At 70.0% G+C, this 18,484-nt stretch carries 18 protein-coding genes and 1 pseudogene; 15 read left to right on the top strand and 4 right to left on the bottom strand.

Going from position 1 to position 18,484, the window contains the following annotated elements; genetic code table 11:
- Positions 1 to 35 precede the first annotated feature (35 nt).
- The 4 genes from rlmH to AB8P05_RS06445 all read right to left on the bottom strand — a co-directional run bounded on the left by rlmH (position 36) and on the right by AB8P05_RS06445 (position 3,024).
- On the bottom strand, positions 36 to 494 hold the full coding sequence (gene rlmH, locus AB8P05_RS06430; protein WP_174470847.1) for a 23S rRNA (pseudouridine(1915)-N(3))-methyltransferase RlmH: 459 nt from the start codon (positions 492 to 494) through the stop codon (positions 36 to 38).
- A 25-nt stretch (positions 495 to 519) separates the two neighbouring features.
- Positions 520 to 966, bottom strand: a complete 447-nt coding sequence (gene rsfS / locus AB8P05_RS06435; protein WP_455172408.1) for a ribosome silencing factor — start codon at positions 964 to 966, stop codon at positions 520 to 522.
- The gene (locus tag AB8P05_RS06440; RefSeq protein ID WP_472759316.1) at positions 963 to 1,580 is read right to left on the bottom strand and encodes a nicotinate-nucleotide adenylyltransferase; all 618 of its coding nucleotides are present in this window, start codon (positions 1,578 to 1,580) and stop codon (positions 963 to 965) included. The genes rsfS and AB8P05_RS06440 overlap by 4 nt, the downstream gene beginning before the upstream one ends.
- A 169-nt stretch (positions 1,581 to 1,749) precedes the next feature.
- On the bottom strand, positions 1,750 to 3,024 hold the full coding sequence (locus tag AB8P05_RS06445) for a glutamate-5-semialdehyde dehydrogenase (protein WP_472759231.1): 1,275 nt from the start codon (positions 3,022 to 3,024) through the stop codon (positions 1,750 to 1,752).
- Positions 3,025 to 3,189: 165 nt separating this feature from the next.
- Here AB8P05_RS06445 and AB8P05_RS06450 point away from each other — a divergent pair, with 165 nt between their 5' ends.
- The 15 genes and pseudogenes from AB8P05_RS06450 to AB8P05_RS06520 all read left to right on the top strand — a co-directional run bounded on the left by AB8P05_RS06450 (position 3,190) and on the right by AB8P05_RS06520 (position 18,458).
- Positions 3,190 to 3,933, top strand: coding sequence for a sulfite exporter TauE/SafE family protein (locus AB8P05_RS06450; protein WP_472759232.1), 744 nt, complete (start codon positions 3,190 to 3,192; stop codon positions 3,931 to 3,933).
- 20 nt (positions 3,934 to 3,953) lie between these two features.
- On the top strand, positions 3,954 to 4,445 hold the full coding sequence (locus AB8P05_RS06455; RefSeq protein WP_472759233.1) for an RNA pyrophosphohydrolase: 492 nt from the start codon (positions 3,954 to 3,956) through the stop codon (positions 4,443 to 4,445).
- A 184-nt stretch (positions 4,446 to 4,629) separates the two neighbouring features.
- A complete protein-coding gene (locus AB8P05_RS06460) occupies positions 4,630 to 4,944 on the top strand; it encodes an STAS domain-containing protein (RefSeq protein ID WP_472759234.1) in 315 nt (104 codons plus the stop codon).
- The gene (locus tag AB8P05_RS06465; protein ID WP_324868449.1) at positions 4,929 to 5,306 is read left to right on the top strand and encodes a response regulator; all 378 of its coding nucleotides are present in this window, start codon (positions 4,929 to 4,931) and stop codon (positions 5,304 to 5,306) included. Before AB8P05_RS06460 ends, AB8P05_RS06465 begins: the two co-directional genes overlap by 16 nt.
- A gap of 30 nt (positions 5,307 to 5,336) precedes the next feature.
- A complete protein-coding gene (locus AB8P05_RS06470; protein ID WP_472759235.1) occupies positions 5,337 to 7,652 on the top strand; it encodes a chemotaxis protein CheA in 2,316 nt (771 codons plus the stop codon).
- A 9-nt stretch (positions 7,653 to 7,661) separates the two neighbouring features.
- The gene (locus AB8P05_RS06475) at positions 7,662 to 8,210 is read left to right on the top strand and encodes a chemotaxis protein CheW (RefSeq protein WP_472759236.1); all 549 of its coding nucleotides are present in this window, start codon (positions 7,662 to 7,664) and stop codon (positions 8,208 to 8,210) included.
- 110 nt (positions 8,211 to 8,320) lie between these two features.
- Positions 8,321 to 10,942, top strand: a complete 2,622-nt coding sequence (locus AB8P05_RS06480) for a methyl-accepting chemotaxis protein (RefSeq protein ID WP_472759237.1) — start codon at positions 8,321 to 8,323, stop codon at positions 10,940 to 10,942.
- Positions 10,943 to 10,961: 19 nt separating this feature from the next.
- Positions 10,962 to 11,871, top strand: a pseudogene (locus AB8P05_RS06485) (CheR family methyltransferase).
- 3 nt (positions 11,872 to 11,874) lie between these two features.
- Positions 11,875 to 12,537, top strand: coding sequence for a chemotaxis protein (locus AB8P05_RS06490; protein WP_472759238.1), 663 nt, complete (start codon positions 11,875 to 11,877; stop codon positions 12,535 to 12,537).
- Position 12,538: 1 nt separating this feature from the next.
- Entirely contained in the window at positions 12,539 to 13,600 is a 1,062-nt protein-coding gene (locus tag AB8P05_RS06495; protein WP_472759239.1) for a protein-glutamate methylesterase/protein-glutamine glutaminase, read from the top strand.
- A 90-nt stretch (positions 13,601 to 13,690) separates the two neighbouring features.
- Positions 13,691 to 14,803, top strand: coding sequence for a methyl-accepting chemotaxis protein (locus AB8P05_RS06500; RefSeq protein ID WP_472759240.1), 1,113 nt, complete (start codon positions 13,691 to 13,693; stop codon positions 14,801 to 14,803).
- Positions 14,804 to 14,856: 53 nt separating this feature from the next.
- Entirely contained in the window at positions 14,857 to 15,162 is a 306-nt protein-coding gene (locus tag AB8P05_RS06505; protein ID WP_472759241.1) for an STAS domain-containing protein, read from the top strand.
- A 5-nt stretch (positions 15,163 to 15,167) separates the two neighbouring features.
- Positions 15,168 to 16,034 (top strand): ATP-binding protein, encoded by an 867-nt coding sequence (locus AB8P05_RS06510; RefSeq protein WP_472759242.1) that lies wholly within the window; start codon positions 15,168 to 15,170, stop codon positions 16,032 to 16,034.
- Positions 16,035 to 16,036: 2 nt separating this feature from the next.
- On the top strand, positions 16,037 to 17,338 hold the full coding sequence (locus AB8P05_RS06515) for a response regulator (RefSeq protein ID WP_472759243.1): 1,302 nt from the start codon (positions 16,037 to 16,039) through the stop codon (positions 17,336 to 17,338).
- Positions 17,259 to 18,458: a PP2C family protein-serine/threonine phosphatase gene (locus AB8P05_RS06520; RefSeq protein ID WP_472759244.1), complete on the top strand. Its 1,200-nt coding sequence runs from the start codon at positions 17,259 to 17,261 to the stop codon at positions 18,456 to 18,458. The genes AB8P05_RS06515 and AB8P05_RS06520 overlap by 80 nt, the downstream gene beginning before the upstream one ends.
- Positions 18,459 to 18,484 lie beyond the last annotated feature (26 nt).

Genomic DNA, 18,484 nt, shown 5'->3' on the forward strand with positions numbered 1-18,484 from the left:
GGCGCTTTTCCGCGCGCCGGATGCGACGCTCGGTATCAGGATCTGTGATAGGGGTGGCCGGCAAGAATTTGTTGGGCGCGATAGAGTTGCTCCGCAAGCATGCCGCGCACCAGCATGTGGGGCCAGGTCATCGGCCCGAAGGCGAGCAGGAAATCGGCTCGCGCGCGCACCGCGTCGCCATGGCCGTCGGCACCGCCGATCAGGAAGGCGAGGTCACCGGCGCCACGGTCGCGCCAGTCGCCGATCTTGGCGGCGAAGGTCTCGCTGGGAAGCGCCTTGCCGCGTTCGTCCAGCGCCACGACTATGGCGCCGGCCGGCACGGCGGCGAGCAGCAGCTCCGCCTCCTGCCGCTTGAGTTCGTCGGAGGAGAGGCGTTTCTTCACCTCGACCTCCTTCAGGGTAAAGGGCCAGCTGAGCCGGCCGACATACTCGTCGAACAGGTCACGGGTCGGTCCGCCCCGCGACCGCCCGACGGCGGCGAGCCACAAACGCATGATGCGGCCCTCCGCCTCCTGCCCGTCAGGCGCTCAGCCGCGCCGTGCCCGACGGCGTCGGCAGGTCCAGGCCCCACATCTTCTCGATGTTGTAGAAGGTCCGGACTTCCGGCTTGAACAGGTGGACGATCACGTCGCCGGCATCGACCAGCACCCAGTCGCACTGGGTCAGGCCTTCCATCTCGACGCCGCGGACGCCGGCCTGCTTCAGCTTGTCGGCCAGCTTCACCGCCATGGCGGCGATGTGCCGCGTGTTGCGGCCCGACGCCACGATCATGTAATCGGCGAAGGTGGTTTTCCCGGCGAGATCGATGACGGTGACGTCATCCGCCTGATCGGCGTCCAGCGACGCCTGAATGAGCGCCTTCAGGTCCTGCGGTTCCAGGATCTGGGGAACGGCGGCTGGCCGCGGAGCGGTCGCGGCCGTTTCGGTGTGCGTGGTGATGGCTCCAACCTCTTGCAACGGTTTCACGACCCGGCGGCCCGTGCCTGCCGGATCGCCGTCGCCGAGGCCGGATGCAGGGGGTTGCGTAAGAACGCCCAGGCCGGCCGCCTGCGGCGCGCCAGCCCTTTTACCCCCGACACGGACACCCGTCGACGGGTGAAGCGATGGGCGGCCTTGCCGCTCAGCGCACTAAGAGAATAGGTGGGGCGGGCGAAAACCGCAACGGCCACCGAGTCGAAGATTCGTGTCCAAAGCTTCCAGCGCGGAATTTGTCGCAGATTGTCCGCCCCCATCAACCAGACGAACCGCGTTTTCGGGAAGCGGCGCTGAAGCTTGGCCAGCGTATCGGCGGTGAAGCGGGTGCCGAGCGCCGTCTCGATCGCCGTCACCTCGATCCGCGGATGGGCGGCGACCAAACGCGCCTCCGCCAGCCGTTCGGCCAGGGAGGCCATGCCGGATGCCGACTTCAGCGGGTTCTGCGGGCTGACCATCCACCAGACGCGGTCGAGGCCGAGCGCCTTCAGCGCGAACAGGCTGATGTGCCGGTGCCCGGCATGGGCCGGGTTGAACGACCCGCCGAGAATGCCGACGGTGAGCCCGGCATAGAGCGGGCCGGAATAGAGGTGGGGGGCGCCCTTCAGCCCCGAACGGGCTCCCTCTCCCGCCCCGGGAGAGGGAAGGGGCCCATGCGCAGCATGGGAAGGGTGAGGGGTGATGCAAGGATTGGGGGATCCATGTGCGGATCGCCCCTCACCCTCCCCGCCTGCGGCGGGTCCCCTCCCTCTCCCGGGGCGGGAGAGGGCGTTTTCCTTAAGGCCGCGTCTGGCCATCGCCGCGCACGACATACTTGTAGCTGGTCAGCTGCTCCGCACCCACCGGGCCGCGGGCGTGGAACTTGTCGGTGGAGATGCCGATCTCGGCACCCATGCCGAACTCGCCGCCGTCGGCGAACTGGGTGGAGGCGTTCCACAGCACGATGCCGCTGTCCACCCGCGACAGGAAGCGCTCCGCCGCCGCCGGATCCTCGGTCAGGATCGATTCGGTGTGGTGGGAGCTGTGGGCGTTGATGTGGTCGATGGCCGCATCCACCCCGTCCACCACGCCGCAGGCGATGATGGCGTCGAGATACTCGGTGTCCCAATCCTCCGGCGCCACCGCCGTCACCCGCGGGTCGACGGCCTGGGCCGCCGCGTCGCCGCGCACGGCACAGCCGGCGTCCAGCAGGTCCTTCACCAGCACCGGCAGCGCCGTGTCGGCGATGGCGCGGTCGACCAGCAGGGTCTCGGCGGCGCCGCAGATGGAGGTGCGGCGCATCTTGGCGTTCAGCACCACCTTGCGCGCCTTCTCCAGGTCGGCGCCGGCATCGACATAGACGTGGCAGTTGCCGTCCAGATGCTTGATGACCGGCACCCGGCTTTCGTCGGCGATGCGCTGGATCAGCGACTTGCCGCCGCGCGGGATGATGACGTCGATGTGGTCTCGCATGGTCAGCATATGGCCGACGGCGGCGCGGTCGGTGGTGGGGACCAGCTGGATCGCCGCCTCCGGCAGCCCGGCCTCGCGCAGGCCCTGGACCAGGCAGTCGGCGATGGCGCGGGACGAGCGGATGCTCTCCGACCCGCCGCGCAGGATGGCGGCGTTGCCCGACTTCAGGCAGATGCCGCCGGCGTCCGCCGTCACGTTGGGCCGGCTTTCATAGATGATGCCGACCACGCCCAGCGGCACGCGGACGCGCTGGATGCGCAGGCCGTTGGGCCGCGTCCATTCCGCCAGAATGCCGCCGATGGGGTCGGGGAAGTCGGCGATGTCCTCCAGCCCCTTGGCCATCGCCTCGATGCGCTTGTCGTCCAGCATCAGCCGTTCGCGCATGGGGCCGGACAGGTCGCGGGCATTCGCCATGTCCTCGGCATTCGCGGCCTTGATCTCGGACGCGCGGGCGCGGATGGCCGCCGCCGCCGCCCTCAGCGCCCGGTCCTTCGACGGTCCTGGCACGGTCGCCAGCGCGGCCGCGGCGGCGCGGGCAGCGCGGCCGAGGGTCAGCATCTGGTCGTGCAGGGCGTCGGTGGTATCGAGCAGGGCGGACATGGAGGTCTCCGGACACTCTATCCGTTGAAGGGACGACGACCTTAACGAATTGTTCGGGGTTGCGAAAGCCGCGCGGTTGTGGGACTTCGGCGTTGCGGTATGGGCGGGCGTGTGCAAAACGCAACGCGCCGGTCCCGCCGGATCATGGTTTTCGGGCAAGGTGACATGCTGACGCTGCTGCTGATCGTCTCCGCCTTCTTCGCCGGCGTGCTGAACGCCGTGGCCGGGGGCGGCAGCTTCCTGACCTTCCCGGCGCTGATCCTGGCCGGCGTGCCGCCGCTGAACGCCAACGCCACCAGCACCGTCGCGGTGTCGCCCGGCGCGCTGGCCAGCGCCTACGGCTATCGGCGGGAGCTGGGACGCATCCGCGACATCCATCTGCCCTCCTTCCTCGGCATCAGCCTCGTCGGCGGGCTGCTGGGCGCGCTGCTGCTGCTGTGGACGCCGCAGCGCACATTCGAGGCCATCGTCCCGTGGCTTCTGCTGTTCGCCACGCTGCTGTTCGCCGTCGGGCCGAAGGCGTCGGCCTGGATCCGCCGCACCTGCACCATCGGCCATGGCACGGTGCTGTTCGTGCAGTTCCTGATCGCGGTCTATGGCGGCTATTTCGGCGGCGGCATCGGCATCCTGATCCTGGCGACGCTGGGCGTCTTCGGCCTGACCGACCTGCATGCGATGAACGGGCTGAAGTCGCTGGTGTCCGGCTGCCTCAACGCCGTCGCCGTGGCCGCCTTCGTCGCCGGGGGTGCGGTCTATTGGACGGAGGCACTGATCATGCTGGTCGCCGCCATGGCCGGCGGCTATGCCGGCGCCTCGGTCGCCCGCCGCATCCCGCCGCCGGTCCTGCGCAAGGTCGTGATCCTGGTGGGTGCGGCGATGACCGTCTATTTCTTCATCACCAAAACCTGATCCGAACGGAGTTCCCCGGCATGAGCGCCCCCATCGACCGCAACACGCTGCCCTACCGTCCCTGCGTCGGGATCATGCTGCTGAACGGCCGCGGCGAGGTGTTCGTCGCCAGGCGCTGCGGGTCGGAGGCCGACTGGCAGATGCCCCAGGGCGGCGTCGACGAGGGCGAGGATGTCCGCACCGCCGCCTTCCGCGAGTTGGAGGAGGAGATCGGCACGGCGAAGGCGGAGTTCATCGCCATGACCGCCGCCCCCCACCGCTACGACCTGCCCGACGATCTGCTGGGAAAGGTGTGGAAGGGGCGCTGGCGCGGGCAGGAGCAGATGTGGATGCTGGCCCGCTTCACCGGCGACGAGGCCGACATCCGGCTCGACACCGACCATCCGGAATTCGATGCCTGGAAATGGATCGACGCGGAAGAGCTGCCGGGCCTGATCGTCGCATTCAAGCGGCCGGTCTACGAGTCGGTCCTGGAGGAATTCCGGCCGCTGATCGCACAGGCCAAGGGCTGACCCACATACCCCTGCACCGATCCCGGCGGCATGTCCCAATTTTGACTGCGGTTATCCCCAACTTCTGAACGATCCCCGGTCCATCCACCACTTCCGCTTAACGAATCCTTGAGACGCCTTCTGGCAACGTCGCTGCTGCAACCGCAATGCGCAAGAGTGCGCCTGCTGTGGACGGAGGGGTGGCGTGTCGCTGATCAAGTGGACGGAGGAGGATGGCGGGCGGATTCGCCTGGGCCTGCCCAGCGACCTGGATTTGCCCATGGCGCAACCTCTGCTCGACAGCCTGCGCGCCGCCTTCAAGGCGTCGGCTGACGTCGCCGTCCAGGCGGATGCGGTGGAGCGGATCAGCGCCGCCTGCATCCAGGCGCTGGTCGTCGCCGCCCGCGATGCGGCCGACCGCGGGGCCGCCTTCGTCCTCGCCGCCCCGTCCGAGGTCCTGTCCGAAGCGTGCGAGGATCTGGGTCTCGCCGCCTGGCTGAAGCAATGGAGCCGAGCGTGAAGAAGAAAGTGATGACGGTGGATGACTCGCGGACCATGCGCGACATGGTGTCCTTCACCCTGCGCGGCGCCGGCTATGACGTGGTGGAGGCCGCCGACGGCCAGCAGGCGATGAGCGCCATCGCCACCACCAAGGTGGATCTGGTCATCACCGACCTGAACATGCCGGTGATGGACGGGCTGACCCTGATCCGCAAGCTGCGCGCCATCCCGGCCCACCGCACCCTGCCGATCCTGATGCTGACCACCGAAGCGGACGAGAGCAAGAAGGCGGAGGGCCGGGCCGCCGGAGCCACCGGCTGGATCGTGAAGCCCTTCAACCCCGACAAGCTTGTGTCGGTGGTGCAGAAGGTCTGCGGCTGAACCGCAGCGGACGGTAAGGAGGGTAGAGCCGTGGACGATCTCAGCCGCTTCAAGCAGACCTACTTCGACGAAAGCGCCGAATTGCTGGCCGTCGCCGAGGCCGGGCTGCTGCGCCTCGCCCCCGGCGAGGTGGACATGGACGAGGTGAACGCGATCTTCCGCGCCGTCCACTCGATCAAGGGCGGCGGCGGCGCCTTCGGCTTCAACGACCTTGTCGCCTTCGCGCACGAGTTCGAGACGGTGATGGACGGCGTGCGCAACGCCGAGATCCCGGTCACCACCGAACTGGTCGATACGCTGATCCGCGCCAACGACCTGCTGGCCCGCCTGCTGGCCCATGCCGCCGACGAGACCGACGCGCCGGCCGGCACCACCGACGACACCGTCGCGGCGCTGCGCCGCTTCCTGGGCAAGGCGGAAGAGCCGGCGGAGGCACCTGCGGCCCCCGCACCCGCCGCCACCCTCTATCCCGACGACGAGGATGACGAGGCCGGCATCTTCGGCGACGCGCTGGCCGCCATCCAGGCCGCCCGCGACGACCGGCCCGACCCTGCCTTCGCCGGCCCGGCCTCGGAAGGCCCGGTGCCGGAGGGGAAGGTGCGCTGGACCATCGTCTTCCGCCCGAAGGCCGAACTGCTGCTGTCCGGCAACGAGCCGACCTACATGCTGCGCGCCCTGCGCCGGCTGGGCGATGCGGAGGTGGTCTGCCATCTGGACAAGCTGCCCTCGCTGCGCGACCTCGACGCCGAACTGCTGCATTTGTCCTGGACGGTGACGCTGCTGGCCGATCCGCAGGTGGACCGCGCCCAGATCGACGATGTGTTCGAGTTCGTCGCCGACGACTGCGACATCCGCATCAGCGCCGAGGCGCCGCCCCCCGCCATCATCCAGGCGGCCGAACCTCTGCCTGTCGCAGCCGCACCGTCCGCCAACCTGCCGGAACCGGCGGCATCCACGCCCCCGCCGGCCGCAACCGCCCCGGCCACCACCTCCGGCTCTCCCGGCGCCGCGAAGGCTGCCGAAGGCGCCAAGCGCGGCAACGGCGGCACGGGCGGCGACCATTCGGGGCCGACCACCCACACCATCCGGGTCGACCTGGACAAGATCGACCGGCTGGTGAACATGGTCGGCGAGATGGTCATCACCCAGGCGATGATCGCGGAGCATCTGCGCGACCTGCCGCCCGGTCAGTTCCAGGAGCTGCTGGAAGGGCTGGAAGGGCTGGCCCAGCACACCCGCGAGCTGCGGGAAAGCGTGATGTCGATCCGTGCCCAGCCGGTCTCCAGCGTCTTCTCGCGCATGCCGCGGCTGGTGCGCGAATGCGCCGCCGCCACCGGGAAAGAGGTGATGCTGGTCACGTCGGGCGAGACGACGGAGGTCGACAAGACGGTGGTCGAAAACCTCGTCGATCCGCTGACCCACATGATCCGCAACTCCATCGACCATGGGCTGGAAAGCCCGGAGGAGCGGGAGCGCATCGGCAAGACGCGCGCCGGCACGGTGCATCTGTCGGCCGCCCACCGGTCCGGCCGCATCGTCATCGAGGTGACCGACGACGGCCGCGGCATCAACCGTGCCAAGGTGCTGTCCAAGGCGATCGAGAAGGGGCTGGTCCAGCCGGGATCCACCCTGTCGGACGAGGAGATCGACAACCTGATCTTCCTGCCCGGCTTCTCCACCGCCGATCAGGTGTCGAACCTGTCCGGCCGCGGCGTCGGCATGGACGTGGTGCGGCGGAACATCTCCAGCCTGGGCGGACGCATCGGCGTCTATTCGACGCCGGGCGAGGGCTCGCGCTTCGTCCTGTCGCTGCCGCTGACGCTGGCGGTGCTGGACGGCATGGTGATCTCGGTGGGCGACGAGCGCTTCGTCCTGCCGCTGACCAACATCGTGGAAAGCCTGCGGCCCAAGCCCGCCGACCTGCATGGGCTGGTCAACAAGTGCGACGTCATGATGGCGCGCGGCGAATATGTGCGGCTCGTCCACCTGCACCGGCTGTTCGGCATCCCCAAGGCCATCGACGACGCCACCCAGGGGCTGGTCGTGCTGGTGGAGACGGAGGACGGCTCCCGCCTCGGCCTTGTGGTCGACGAGGTGCTGGGCCAGCAGCAGGTCGTCATCAAGAGCCTGGAGGCCAATTTCCGCCGGCTGGACGGCGTGGCCGCCGCGACCATCCTGGGCGACGGCCGGGTCGCCCTGATCCTGGACGTCGCGGGCCTGCGCGAAATGAGCCGCCACGGCGCCGGCAACGGCAACGGCAGCGGTTCCGGCGGCGCCACACCGCCCTCCCCATCCCTGCCCGCCCCGGCGGACAGGTCCGACCAGCGTCAACGCCAAACGGTTTGAGGCCCAGCGATGAGCAGTTCCACCGCAATCGCCCCCGTCAACTCCCGCACCGACCTCCAGCCCGCCGGCGCCGCCGCCAACGGGACGGAGGAGCAGTACGTCACCTTCACGGTGGGCAGCGAGGAGTATGGCGTCAATATCCTGGCCGTGCGCGAGATCCGCGGCTGGACGCCGGAAAGCCGCCTGCCGAACCTGCCCGACTATGTCCGCGGCGTCATCAACCTGCGCGGCATCATCATCCCGATCTTCGACCTGCGCGCCCGCTTCGGCGGCGGCCTGACCCAGGTGACGAAGCGCCATGTCGTGGTGGTGATGCAGGTGGGCGAGCGCACGCGCGGCATCCTGGTCGACGCCATCTCCGACATCCTGGCCATCGGCCACGACGCGATCAAGCCGCCGCCCGACGTCGACAGCGGCCTGATCGACGCCGAGTATCTCAGCGGCCTCTACACCGCCGACAACCGCATGGTGACGCTGCTGAACGTCGAGAAGCTGTTCGCCGGCGAACATGTCGACCAGGACGCCGCCCCGCGCGCCGCGGCACTGGAAGCGACCTGACACGACATGACCGGGCCGGGCAAAGCGGCGGCGGACTTCGGCGCCCGCCGCACCCGGACCCGGATCCGGACCCGATGAAGAAGCAATAAAAATGCGAGGGAACGTCACCGATGGCCACCGACGGCACGACCGCCAAATCCGGCAGCTTCCTCAGCAACATGCGCATCGCCAAGCGGCTGTGGCTGGTCTTCGGCCTGCTGCTGGTGCTGATCGCCGCCCAATCGGGCGTGGGCATCCTGGGCCTTGACGGGCTGAACCGCCGCATCGACGGGGTCATCGCCTCCGGCGACCTCGCCGTCTTCGCCAAGGATCTGGAGAGCCGTCTGGCCGCGGAGCGGCTGCAGACCCGCGAATACATCAATCTGGGCACGCCGGAGGCGTTGGACCGGCTGCGCGTGCTGCGCGGGGAGTTCGATTCGGCGATGGTGCAGCGGCAGGCGACGCTGGCGGCCTCGCCCCAGGCCGCCGCCTTCGCCCAGCTGAATAGCCTGCACGCCGCCTACCATGAGCGGTTCGAAGCGGTGCGCGCCCTGCGGGAACAGGCCGACCGCAGCCTGCGCGAACGCATGGATCCACTCGGCGCCCAGGTGACGAAGCGTCTGGATGAAGCGGTGACGGCGGCCAATGCCTCCGGCGACCGGGACGTCGCCTTCGCCGCGCAGGAGGTGGAGAAGCGCTGGCTGCTGATCCGCTTCAGCGCCAACCGCGCCATCGGATTGCGCGACGCCGCCGCGGTCGCGCAGGTCGAGACGGAGGGCAAGGCGATGGCCGACGCCGTCGCCCGGCTCTCCGCCATCCTCGGTGCCGGGGGCCGCAACGGCAGCGGCCTGTCGCTGACCCTGCGCGAGGTCGATGCCCGCGCCGCCGACTATCGCGCCGCCTTCCGCGACGTCATCGCCGCCAACAACGAGGCGAAGCGTGGCGCCGACCATCTCGCCGCCGCCGCCACGGCGGTGAACGACGCCATCGACGGCATCGTCGGCAAGATCGCCGCCGAGGCCGGGGCGACGGAGCGGGAAGCCGGAACGATGGCCGACTTCACCATCCGGCTGACGCTGGGGCTGGGGCTGCTGTCGCTGGTGATCGGCGTCGTCGCCGCCAACCGCATCGCCGCCTCCATCGTCACGCCGGTCACCGGCATCCGCCGGGTGATGGCCGAGCTGACCGACGGCAAGCTGTCGGTCGCCGTCCCCCACACCGGCCAGCAGGACGAGCTGGGCGACATGGCCCGCGCGGTTGCCGCCTTCAAGGACGAGGCGGTGGAGGCCCTGCGCTCCCGCATCGCGCTGGAACGGGTGTCGGCCAACATCATGATGGCGGACACCGACGGCCGCATCCTCTACGCCAACGACTCCATCATGGCCATGTTCCGCAATGCCGAGGCCGACCTGCACGGCTCGCTGCCGGGCTTCGACGCGAACAGGCTGGTCGGCCAGAACTTCGACGTCTTCCACCGCGATCCCGGCCACCAGCGCCGCCTGCTGGCCGACCTGAAGCAGACCCACCGCGGCTGGGCCAGGACCGGCGGCCGCACCTTCCAGGTCATCGCCAACCCGGTGGTCAGCCGCCAGGGCGAGAAGCTGGGCACCGTCATCGAGTGGCGCGACCTGACCGAGGAACTGGCGATCGAGGCGGAGATCGGCGCCATGGTGGAGAATGCCGTGCGCGGCGACTTCAGCCGCCGCATCGCGCTGGACGGCAAGACCGGCTTCTTCCGGCTGGTCAGCGAAGGCATCAACCGCCTGTCGGAGAATGTCGCCGCCGTGACGGAGGAGCTGGCGTCGGTGCTGGAGGCGCTGTCGCAGGGCGACCTCACCCGCCGCATCGACAAGCAGTATGAGGGCGTGTTCCAGCGGCTGAAGGACGACTTCAACGGCACGGTGGCCCAGCTGTCGGAGATCGTCCGGCGCATCGACGATGCCGCCGGCTCCATCGCCGTCGCCAGCCGCGAAGTGGCGGAAGGCAGCCTGGACCTGTCGGAACGGACCGAGCAGCAGGCCTCCTCGCTGGAGGAGACCGCGGCCAGCATGGAACAGCTCGCCGCCACCGTGCGCTCCAACGCCGACAACGCCCAGCAGGTCAACGGCTATGCCACCGAGGCGCGCACCGCCGCGTCCCGCGGCGGCGAGGTGGCGGCCAGTGCGGTGGAGGCGATGCGCCGGATCGAGCAGTCTTCGCAGAAGATCGCCGACATCATCGGAGTGATCGACGAGATCGCCTTCCAGACCAACCTGCTGGCGCTGAACGCGGCGGTGGAGGCGGCCCGTGCCGGCGATGCCGGCCGCGGCTTCGCCGTGGTGGCGCAGGAGGTGCGGCAGCTCGCCCAGCGTTCCGCCCAGGCATCGAAGGAGATCAAGTCGCTGATCCTCGACAGCGGCGGGCAGGTGCGCGATGGCGTCGGGCTGGTCCGCTCCGCCGGCGGCGCCCTGACGGAGATCGTGTCCGGAATCGGCCGCGTCGCCGATCTGGTATCGGAGATCGCGCGGGCGACCACCGAGCAGGCCTCCGGCCTGGACGAGGTCAACATCGCCATCGCCCAGATGGACGAGATGACCCAGAAGAACGCCGCCCTGGTGGAGGAAAGCACCGCCGCCGCCCGCTCGCTGGAGGATCAGGCCGACCAGCTGCGCCGGCAGATGACTTTCTTCACCCTGGACCGCCGGTCCCGCGACTCCGCCTCCGCAGCCGCTGCTTCCACCGGAGAGATCCGGCGGCAGCAGGTTCCCGCCTGACGATGCCGCCGGTGCCGCGATGACCGACCGTTCCTCCGCCCTGTCGATCGAAGCCCCGGCGGCGCGCCGGGTCCCGGCCGCGGTGTTCGGCGGCGCGCGCGAATTCCATTTCGAACGGCACCATTTCGACCTGATCGCCGGCCTGCTTTACCAGCTGGCCGGCATCGCGCTGGCGCCGCACAAGGCGGAGATGGTCTATGCCCGGCTGGCGCGCCGCCTGCGCGAACTGCGGCTGCCCGATTTCGACGCCTATTGCGCCCTGCTGCAGGGTGAGGACGGGGCGGAGGAAATCGGCTTCCTCGTCAATGCGCTGACCACCAACCTGACCAGCTTCTACCGCGAATCGCACCATTTCGACTTCCTCGCCTCCACCGTCCTGCCGGAAGTGCGGGCGCGCAATGCCGGCGCCTCCCATCCGCGGCTGCGGCTGTGGTCGGCCGGCTGCTCGTCGGGGCCGGAGCCCTACACGATGGCGATGGTGGTGGCCTCGACCATGGGTGCCGACCTGCGCCGCTGGGACGCCCGCATCCTCGCCACCGACATCGACACCCACATGGTCGACACGGCAAGGCGCGGCGTCTATCCGCTGTCGGGCGCCACCGGCATCCCCCGCCATCCGCCAGCGCTTCACCCAGGATACCCGGCTGAACGGCGAGCCGGCGGTGGCGATGGGCGATGAGCTGAAGCGTCTCGTGACCGTCAAGCCCCTGAACCTGCTGGAACATTGGCCGATGTCCGGCCCGTTCGACGCGATCTTTTGCCGCAACGTCCTGATCTATTTCGACCGCCGCGGCCGCACGCAGGTGATAGAAAACTTCGCCCGGATGCTCCGCCCCGGCGGGTATCTGTTCCTCGGCCACTCGGAGAGCCTGTATGGCGTGTCGAACCTGTTCCGACAGGCCGGCCCAACGATCTACCGGAGGGAGTGAGCCATGACCGCCTCCACCCTCTCCCACACGGCAGCCAGCCCGGCGCCAGCGGCGCGGCGGCTGGGAAGCGGGCGCTATTTCAACCAGGAGTTCAAGGTCGATACCGTCAAGATCGCGCTGGGTCAGCAGGCGGTCAGCGACCGGGGCGACCTGATGATCGCGACCACGCTGGGCTCCTGCGTGGCGGCCTGCATCCACGATCCGGTGCGAGGGATCGGCGGCATGAACCATTTCATGCTGCCCGACCTGCCGCCCAGCGAACTGGAGGGTGCCGGCGCCGCCGCCCGCTACGGGTCGGTCGCGATGGAACGGCTCATCAACGCCCTGCTCGCCGCCGGGGCGGACCGCCGGCGCCTGCAGGTCAAGCTGTTCGGCGGCGCCAGCGTCATCGAGTCGAGCTACGACATCGGCGGGCTGAACAGCCGCTTCGCACTGGACTATGTGCGGGCGGAGGGGCTGACCCTGGCCGGGCAGGATCTGGGCGGCGGCTCCGCCCGGCGCCTGCATTATTTCCCGCACAGCGGCCGCGCCCTGCGCCGCCTGCTGCGGCCGGAGGCGGCGGCCGACACCGTCACCCGCGAACGGTCCTTCATCACGAACCTCGCCCAGGCCCCGGTGGAGGGCGAGGTGGAGCTGTTCGGCCCCGCCGATCCGGGAGGGAACTGACATGCCCAGGCCGATCCGCGTCGTCATCGTCGACGACAGCGCCCTGATGCGCGAGATGCTGAAGGACATCCTGACCCGGGAGCAGGGAATGGAGGTCGCCGGCGTCGCCCGCGACGCCTTCGAGGCCCGCGACGTCATCAAGGCCACCAACCCCGACGTCATCACGCTGGACGTCGAGATGCCGAGGATGGACGGCCTGTCCTTCCTGGAGAAGATCATGACGCTGCGGCCGACGCCGGTGATCATGGTCTCCTCCCTCACGCGCGAGGGCTCCGACGCCGCCATCCGCGCGCTGGAGTTGGGGGCGGTCGACTGCGTCGCCAAGCCCGGCGGCTCCGACGGCCAGGGGTTCGAGGCGACGGCGATGGAGCTGGTCTCCAAGATCCGCATCGCCGCCACCGCCCGGCTGTCCATGCGCCGGCCGCCGGCCGTCCATGGCGTCCTGCCGACGCCGCGCCGCGCCGGATCGGGCAAGCGGCTGATCGCCATCGGCGCCTCGACCGGCGGGGTGGAGCGCATCCGCGACGTGCTGGCCGCCATGCCGGCCGATTGCCCGCCCATCGTCATCACCCAGCACATGGGGCCGAGCTATGTGCCCAGCTTCGCCGCGCGGCTCGACCGGCTGTCGGCGCCCACGGTGCGGGTGGCGGTCCATGGCGACCGGCCGGCGCAGGGGCTGGTGCTGATCGCCCCCGGCGACCGTCATCTCGCCGTCATCCGCGACACCGCCGGCTTCGTCTGCCACATCCAGGACACGCCGCCGGTCAGCGGCCACCGTCCGTCGGTGGACGTGCTGTTCGCCTCCGTCGCCAAGGCGGCCGGCGCCAAGGCGGTCGGCGTCATCCTGTCCGGCATGGGGCGCGACGGCGCCATCGGCATGAAGGCCATGCATGAGGCCGGCGCCTTCACCATCGGCGAACAGGAATCGAGCTGCGTCGTCTACGGAATGCCGCGCGCCGCCAGGGAGGCCGGTGCGGTCGCGGTCGAACTTCCGCTCTCCCAAATCCCCGCCGAAATGCTGCGCGCCTTCGACGCTGTCGGCGAGCGCCCCCGCACCGGCTGAGCCGGGCGAACATCAGGGCCGAGTTCCCAAGGAGCACCAGTATGTCTATCCCCGCCGCCGCCAGAGACGCCGCCCAGTTCGCCGCCCGTGATGCCGCTCCGGCGCCGGCGGACCGCCCGGCGTCTCCCTGCGGACGCCGAGGCCAAGGTCTCGGTCACGGCAGAGCTTCTGTCGACCTGGCTCGGTTTCGCCGACGTGCAGCGCCGCACGCTGGACGTGGTCCAGAGCGAGCTGGCGCGCACGTCGGACCATGTGGAGGCCTCCACCCTCGACCTGTCGGAGCGCTTCCGCGAACTGGCCCAGAAGGCGCTGGAACAGTCGGAGCGGGTGGAGCAGATCGTCGCCATGGCGGGATCGGTCGAGATCGACGGCGAACGGGTGCCGCTCGACACGCTGGTGGTCGGCATGCAGGACGTCATCACCGACATGGTGACCAACATCGTCACCCTGTCGCGCCACGCCATGAGCATGGTCTATCTGCTGGACGACGTGCAGAAGGACGTGGCCGAGTTGGAGAAGTCGATCGGCGACATCGACGGCATCAACCGCCAGACCAACTTCCTGGCGCTGAACGCCACCATCGAGGCCAGCCGCGCCGGCGAGGCCGGGCGCACCTTCGCCGTGGTCGCGCAGGAGGTGCGGCACCTCTCCCGCACCACCGGCGAACTGGCGGACCGCATGCGCAGCAAGGTCGGCGCCGTGGTCAAGGGCGTGCGCAACGGCCACGACATCCTGCGACAGATCGCCAACACCGACATGTCGCCGCAGATGCTGGCGAAGGAACGGGTCGACAAGACCATGGACAGCCTGGTGGCGCAGACCACCCATTTCCAGGCGGTGCTGGAGACGGCGGCCTCCGTGTCCACCGACATGTCGGCCACCATCGCCCACGTCATCACCGGCATGCAGTTCCAGGACCTGACCAAGCAGCGGATCGAGGCGATCAACGACAGCCTCGCCATCATGAGCGCCGGGCTGGGCGAGCTGGAGACCCGCATCCGCGCCCAGGTGCCGCCCGGCATCGGCGCGCGGGAGCCGCAGGAATGGCTGAACCAGCTGATGGGCCGCTTCACGCTGAGCGAGATGCGCGAACGTTTCGTGCGCAAACTGCTGCTGGAGGGCACCGCGCTGGACGAGAACGGCGTGCTTGACCTGGATGTCGGAGGGGACAACAGTTCCGGCGGCGACATTGAACTTTTCTAGCGCGCGACAGCCGCCGCTTGTACACTGACCCCTATATCCTGAAAGACGACACCATGGACTACGGCATCGAAGTGCGCGAACAGGAGGCGGTGGTCCGTCTGCGCGGCCGCCTGACCTTCAACGACCACGCGAAGTTGCGCACCCTGATCGGCGAGATGGGGCAGAACAAGGCCCGGCGCCAGGTGCTCGACCTGTCCTCGCTGGAGTTCGTCGATTCCGCCGGCATCGGCATGCTGCTGATCGCGCGGGAGGAGATGGAGCGCGCCGACAAGCAGTTCGTCCTGCGCGCCGCCGCCGGGCAGGTGAAGCGGGTGCTGACCGTGGCGCAGATCGCCAAGATCGTCCCGATCGAGGACTGACCGGCTTGACCGACTGGACCACCCTTCCGAGCGGCGCCGCCTGCGGGCTGCGCACGCGCCTTGCCGGGTTCGTGGCGCCGGGCCTGCCGCCCGAGCAGGCCGACCGGCTGGCGCGGGGACTGGGGCTCCGTCGGGCGGAGGCGCCGGCGACCGGCAATCCGGGCGATGGAGTCCCGGCCGGCTCCGGACCGCTGGCGCTGCTGATGACGGACGCGTCCGCGGCGGAGGCGGAACCGCTGTGGCTGCCCCCGGTCGCCGCCTGGATCGAGCCGCCGCCCGGCGACAGGGATGGCGACAGGGATGGCGGCGCGCTGGCCGCGCTGCTGGCCGAGGCGTCCGGCGCCGACCTCTACGTCAACCTGACCACCGCCACCGCGCACGACCTGCAGCTGGGCGGACGCCTGCTGACGGCCATCGGCGCCCGCCATCCGCTTTCCGGCCACCGCCGCGACGACATCGAGCTGGCCCTGCACGAGGCGGTGAGCAATGCCCTGGTGCACGGCAATCTCGGCGTCGCCGGCATGAAGGAGCTGAGCGCCCGTGAGCTGGAGCGCTTCTCCCGCGATCTGGGCGACCGGCTCGCCGACCCGGTGCTGGCCGCACGCCGGATCGCCATCGCCGTGCGGATCGACCCGCCGCGAACCGCCCCTGACGTTTCGGAGGCCGACGGTTCGAACCAAGCCGAGAGCCCGCCGGAAGACGGCCGGGCGCTGGCGACGGTGGAGATCACCGACCAGGGTGCCGGCTTCGTCCCACGCCAGACGGAGCCGGCCGGCGCCTCCGGCCGCGGGCTCGGCCTGATCGGCACCATCGCCGACGGGCTGGAGATCGAGGAGGGCGGCCGGCGCATCCGCCTGAGGTTCCGGCTGTGACCATGGCGGAACAGGACATCTCCGGCCACGGCCTGCCTCAGGCTCCCGATGTCCGGGCTCCGGAGTTGCGCATTCCCGACTGCCAGATTTTGGATTGTCCCATCCTGGTGGTCGACGACACCGCCTTCAACCGCACCGTGATCGGCACCTTCCTGGCCGAGGCGGGGTTCCGCAACGTCTCCTTCGCCACCAACGGGATGGAGGCGCTGGCGATGATCGAGGCAGGCGTCCCCGACCTGCTGATCCTGGACATCATGATGCCGGGGATCGACGGCTACGAGGTCTGCCGTCGTCTGCGCGCCAGGCCGGAGACGGCGGACCTGCCGATCCTGGTGCAGACCGCGCTGTCGTCGGGCGAGGACCGGAACAGGGCCTTCGCCGCCGGCACCACCGACCTCGTGGCGAAGCCGCTGGAGCGGACGGAGCTGCTGGCCCGCGTGCGCATCCAGCTGGAAGACCGCGTGCTGATCCGCCGGCTGCAGAGCTACCGCGCGCGGGTGGAGGCGGAGCTGTCCATCGCCCGCTCGATGCAGGAGCATCTGCTGCCGACGCCGGCGCAATGCGCCGCGGCCGCCGGTGCGGCCGGCTGCACGCTGCGCGCCCACAGCGTGATCTCGCCCCATCTCGGCGGCGATCTCTGGGGGCTTCTGCCGCTGCCGGGCCGGCGCTTCGGCGTCTATCTGCTGAACGTCGCCGGCCAGGGCGTGTCGGCGGCGCTGAACGCCTTCCGCCTGCACACCCTTCTGCAGGAACTGGGCCCTGTCCATGGCGAGGACGCCGCCGGCCTGCTGAGCGCCCTGAACGACCGCGCCGCCGATTTGCTGGCGCCGGGGGAAAGCGCGACCATGACCTACGGCGTGGTCGACGGCGAGCTTGGACGCTTCACCCATGCCTCCGCCGAGGGGGCGCCGCCGATGATCCTGCGCGGCGATGGCGGATCGGACTTCGGCAGCGCCACCGGTCTGGCCATCGGCATCGCCCCCGGCACCCGCTATCGCGCCCAGGTGATGGAGCTGCCGCCGGGTGCCGTGCTGGCGCTTTACTCCGTCGCAGTGCTGGAGGCGCTGGATGCCGGAGGAACCGGGATCGGGCTAGGCTGGATGATCGCCCGCGCGGTGGCGGAAGGCGACGGCTTCGACGCCGTCGTGCGCTCGCTGGGCTTCGCTCTGGGACAGGTCAGCGGCGACGACCACACGCTGCTGTGGATCGAGAGGGGGCCGGAGCATGACCGCCGGTCTGGCTGCCCGGGAAAGCGACGGCGCGGACGGGCTGGCCGGCGCCCGCGTGCTGGTCGTCGACGATAACCGGATCAACCGCCATCTGCTGCTGGCCCTGCTGGAACGCGGCGGCATCACCCTGGTCGAACAGGCCGAGGACGGGCAGGAGGCGCTGGCCCGCATGGAGCGCTTCAATCCGGACCTCGTCCTGCTCGACCTGATGATGCCGCAGATGGACGGGTTCGAGATGTGCCGGATCCTGCGCGCCGACCCGCGCTGGAAATCGCTGCCGGTGCTGGTGCAGTCCAGCCTGAACCGGGTGGAGGACCGCACCCGCGCCTTCCTCGCCGGGGCGACCGATTACGTCACCAAGCCGATCAACGCGGTGGAGCTTCTGGCCCGCGTGCGCATCCAGCTCCGCAAGCGCGCCATGCTACGCGACCTGGAACAGTATCACAGCCGGACGGAGAGCGAACTGGCGCTCGCCCGCGCCATGCAGGGCCGGCTGCTGCCCGGCCCCGAGAGGCTGGCAGAGCTGGAGGCGGCGACCGGCATCGCCATCGACGCCCATTTCGCCCCCTCGTCCGAGCTGGGCGGCGATTTCTGGGGGATCGACCGGCTGCCGGGCGGCCGGGTCGCCGTCTACATGGTCGATTTCTCCGGCCATGGCGTGGGGGCGGCGCTGAACACCTTCCGGCTGGACGCCATCTGCCGTCAGGTCGGCAGCGCGGAGCTGACCCCTGCGGAGTTCCTGGCCGCGATGAACCGCCGGCTGTGCGGGCTGCTGCCCTCCGGCCAGTTCGCCACCATGCTGACCGGGCTGATCGACCCCGTGGCGGGGGTGTTCCACTACGCCTCGGCCGGATCGACGACGCCGATGATGTGGCTGCCCGGCGACGAGGCACCCCGGCTGGGCGACGGCAGCGGCTTGCCGCTCGGCCTGCTGTCTTCGGCCACCTATGACAGCCGGCAGTTGCCGATGCCGCCCGGCGCCCGGCTGTTCTTCTACTCGGACGCCGCGATCGAGATTCCGCTCGGCGGGGACGGACATGAGGTGCTGGACGAATGGGGCCTCGCCACCCTGCTGTCCCGCCGCCTCCACGAGCCCGACGGCGCCCGCCTGCTCGGCGGCCTGCTCGACGACCTCCATGCGACGGGCCCCATCGACGACGATCTGACGGCGCTGCTGCTGACCCGGCAGGGGTGAATTCAGGAAGCGGGGAGTGGGGCGCG

This window comes from Azospirillum sp. VT-I1 (assembly GCF_055698305.1).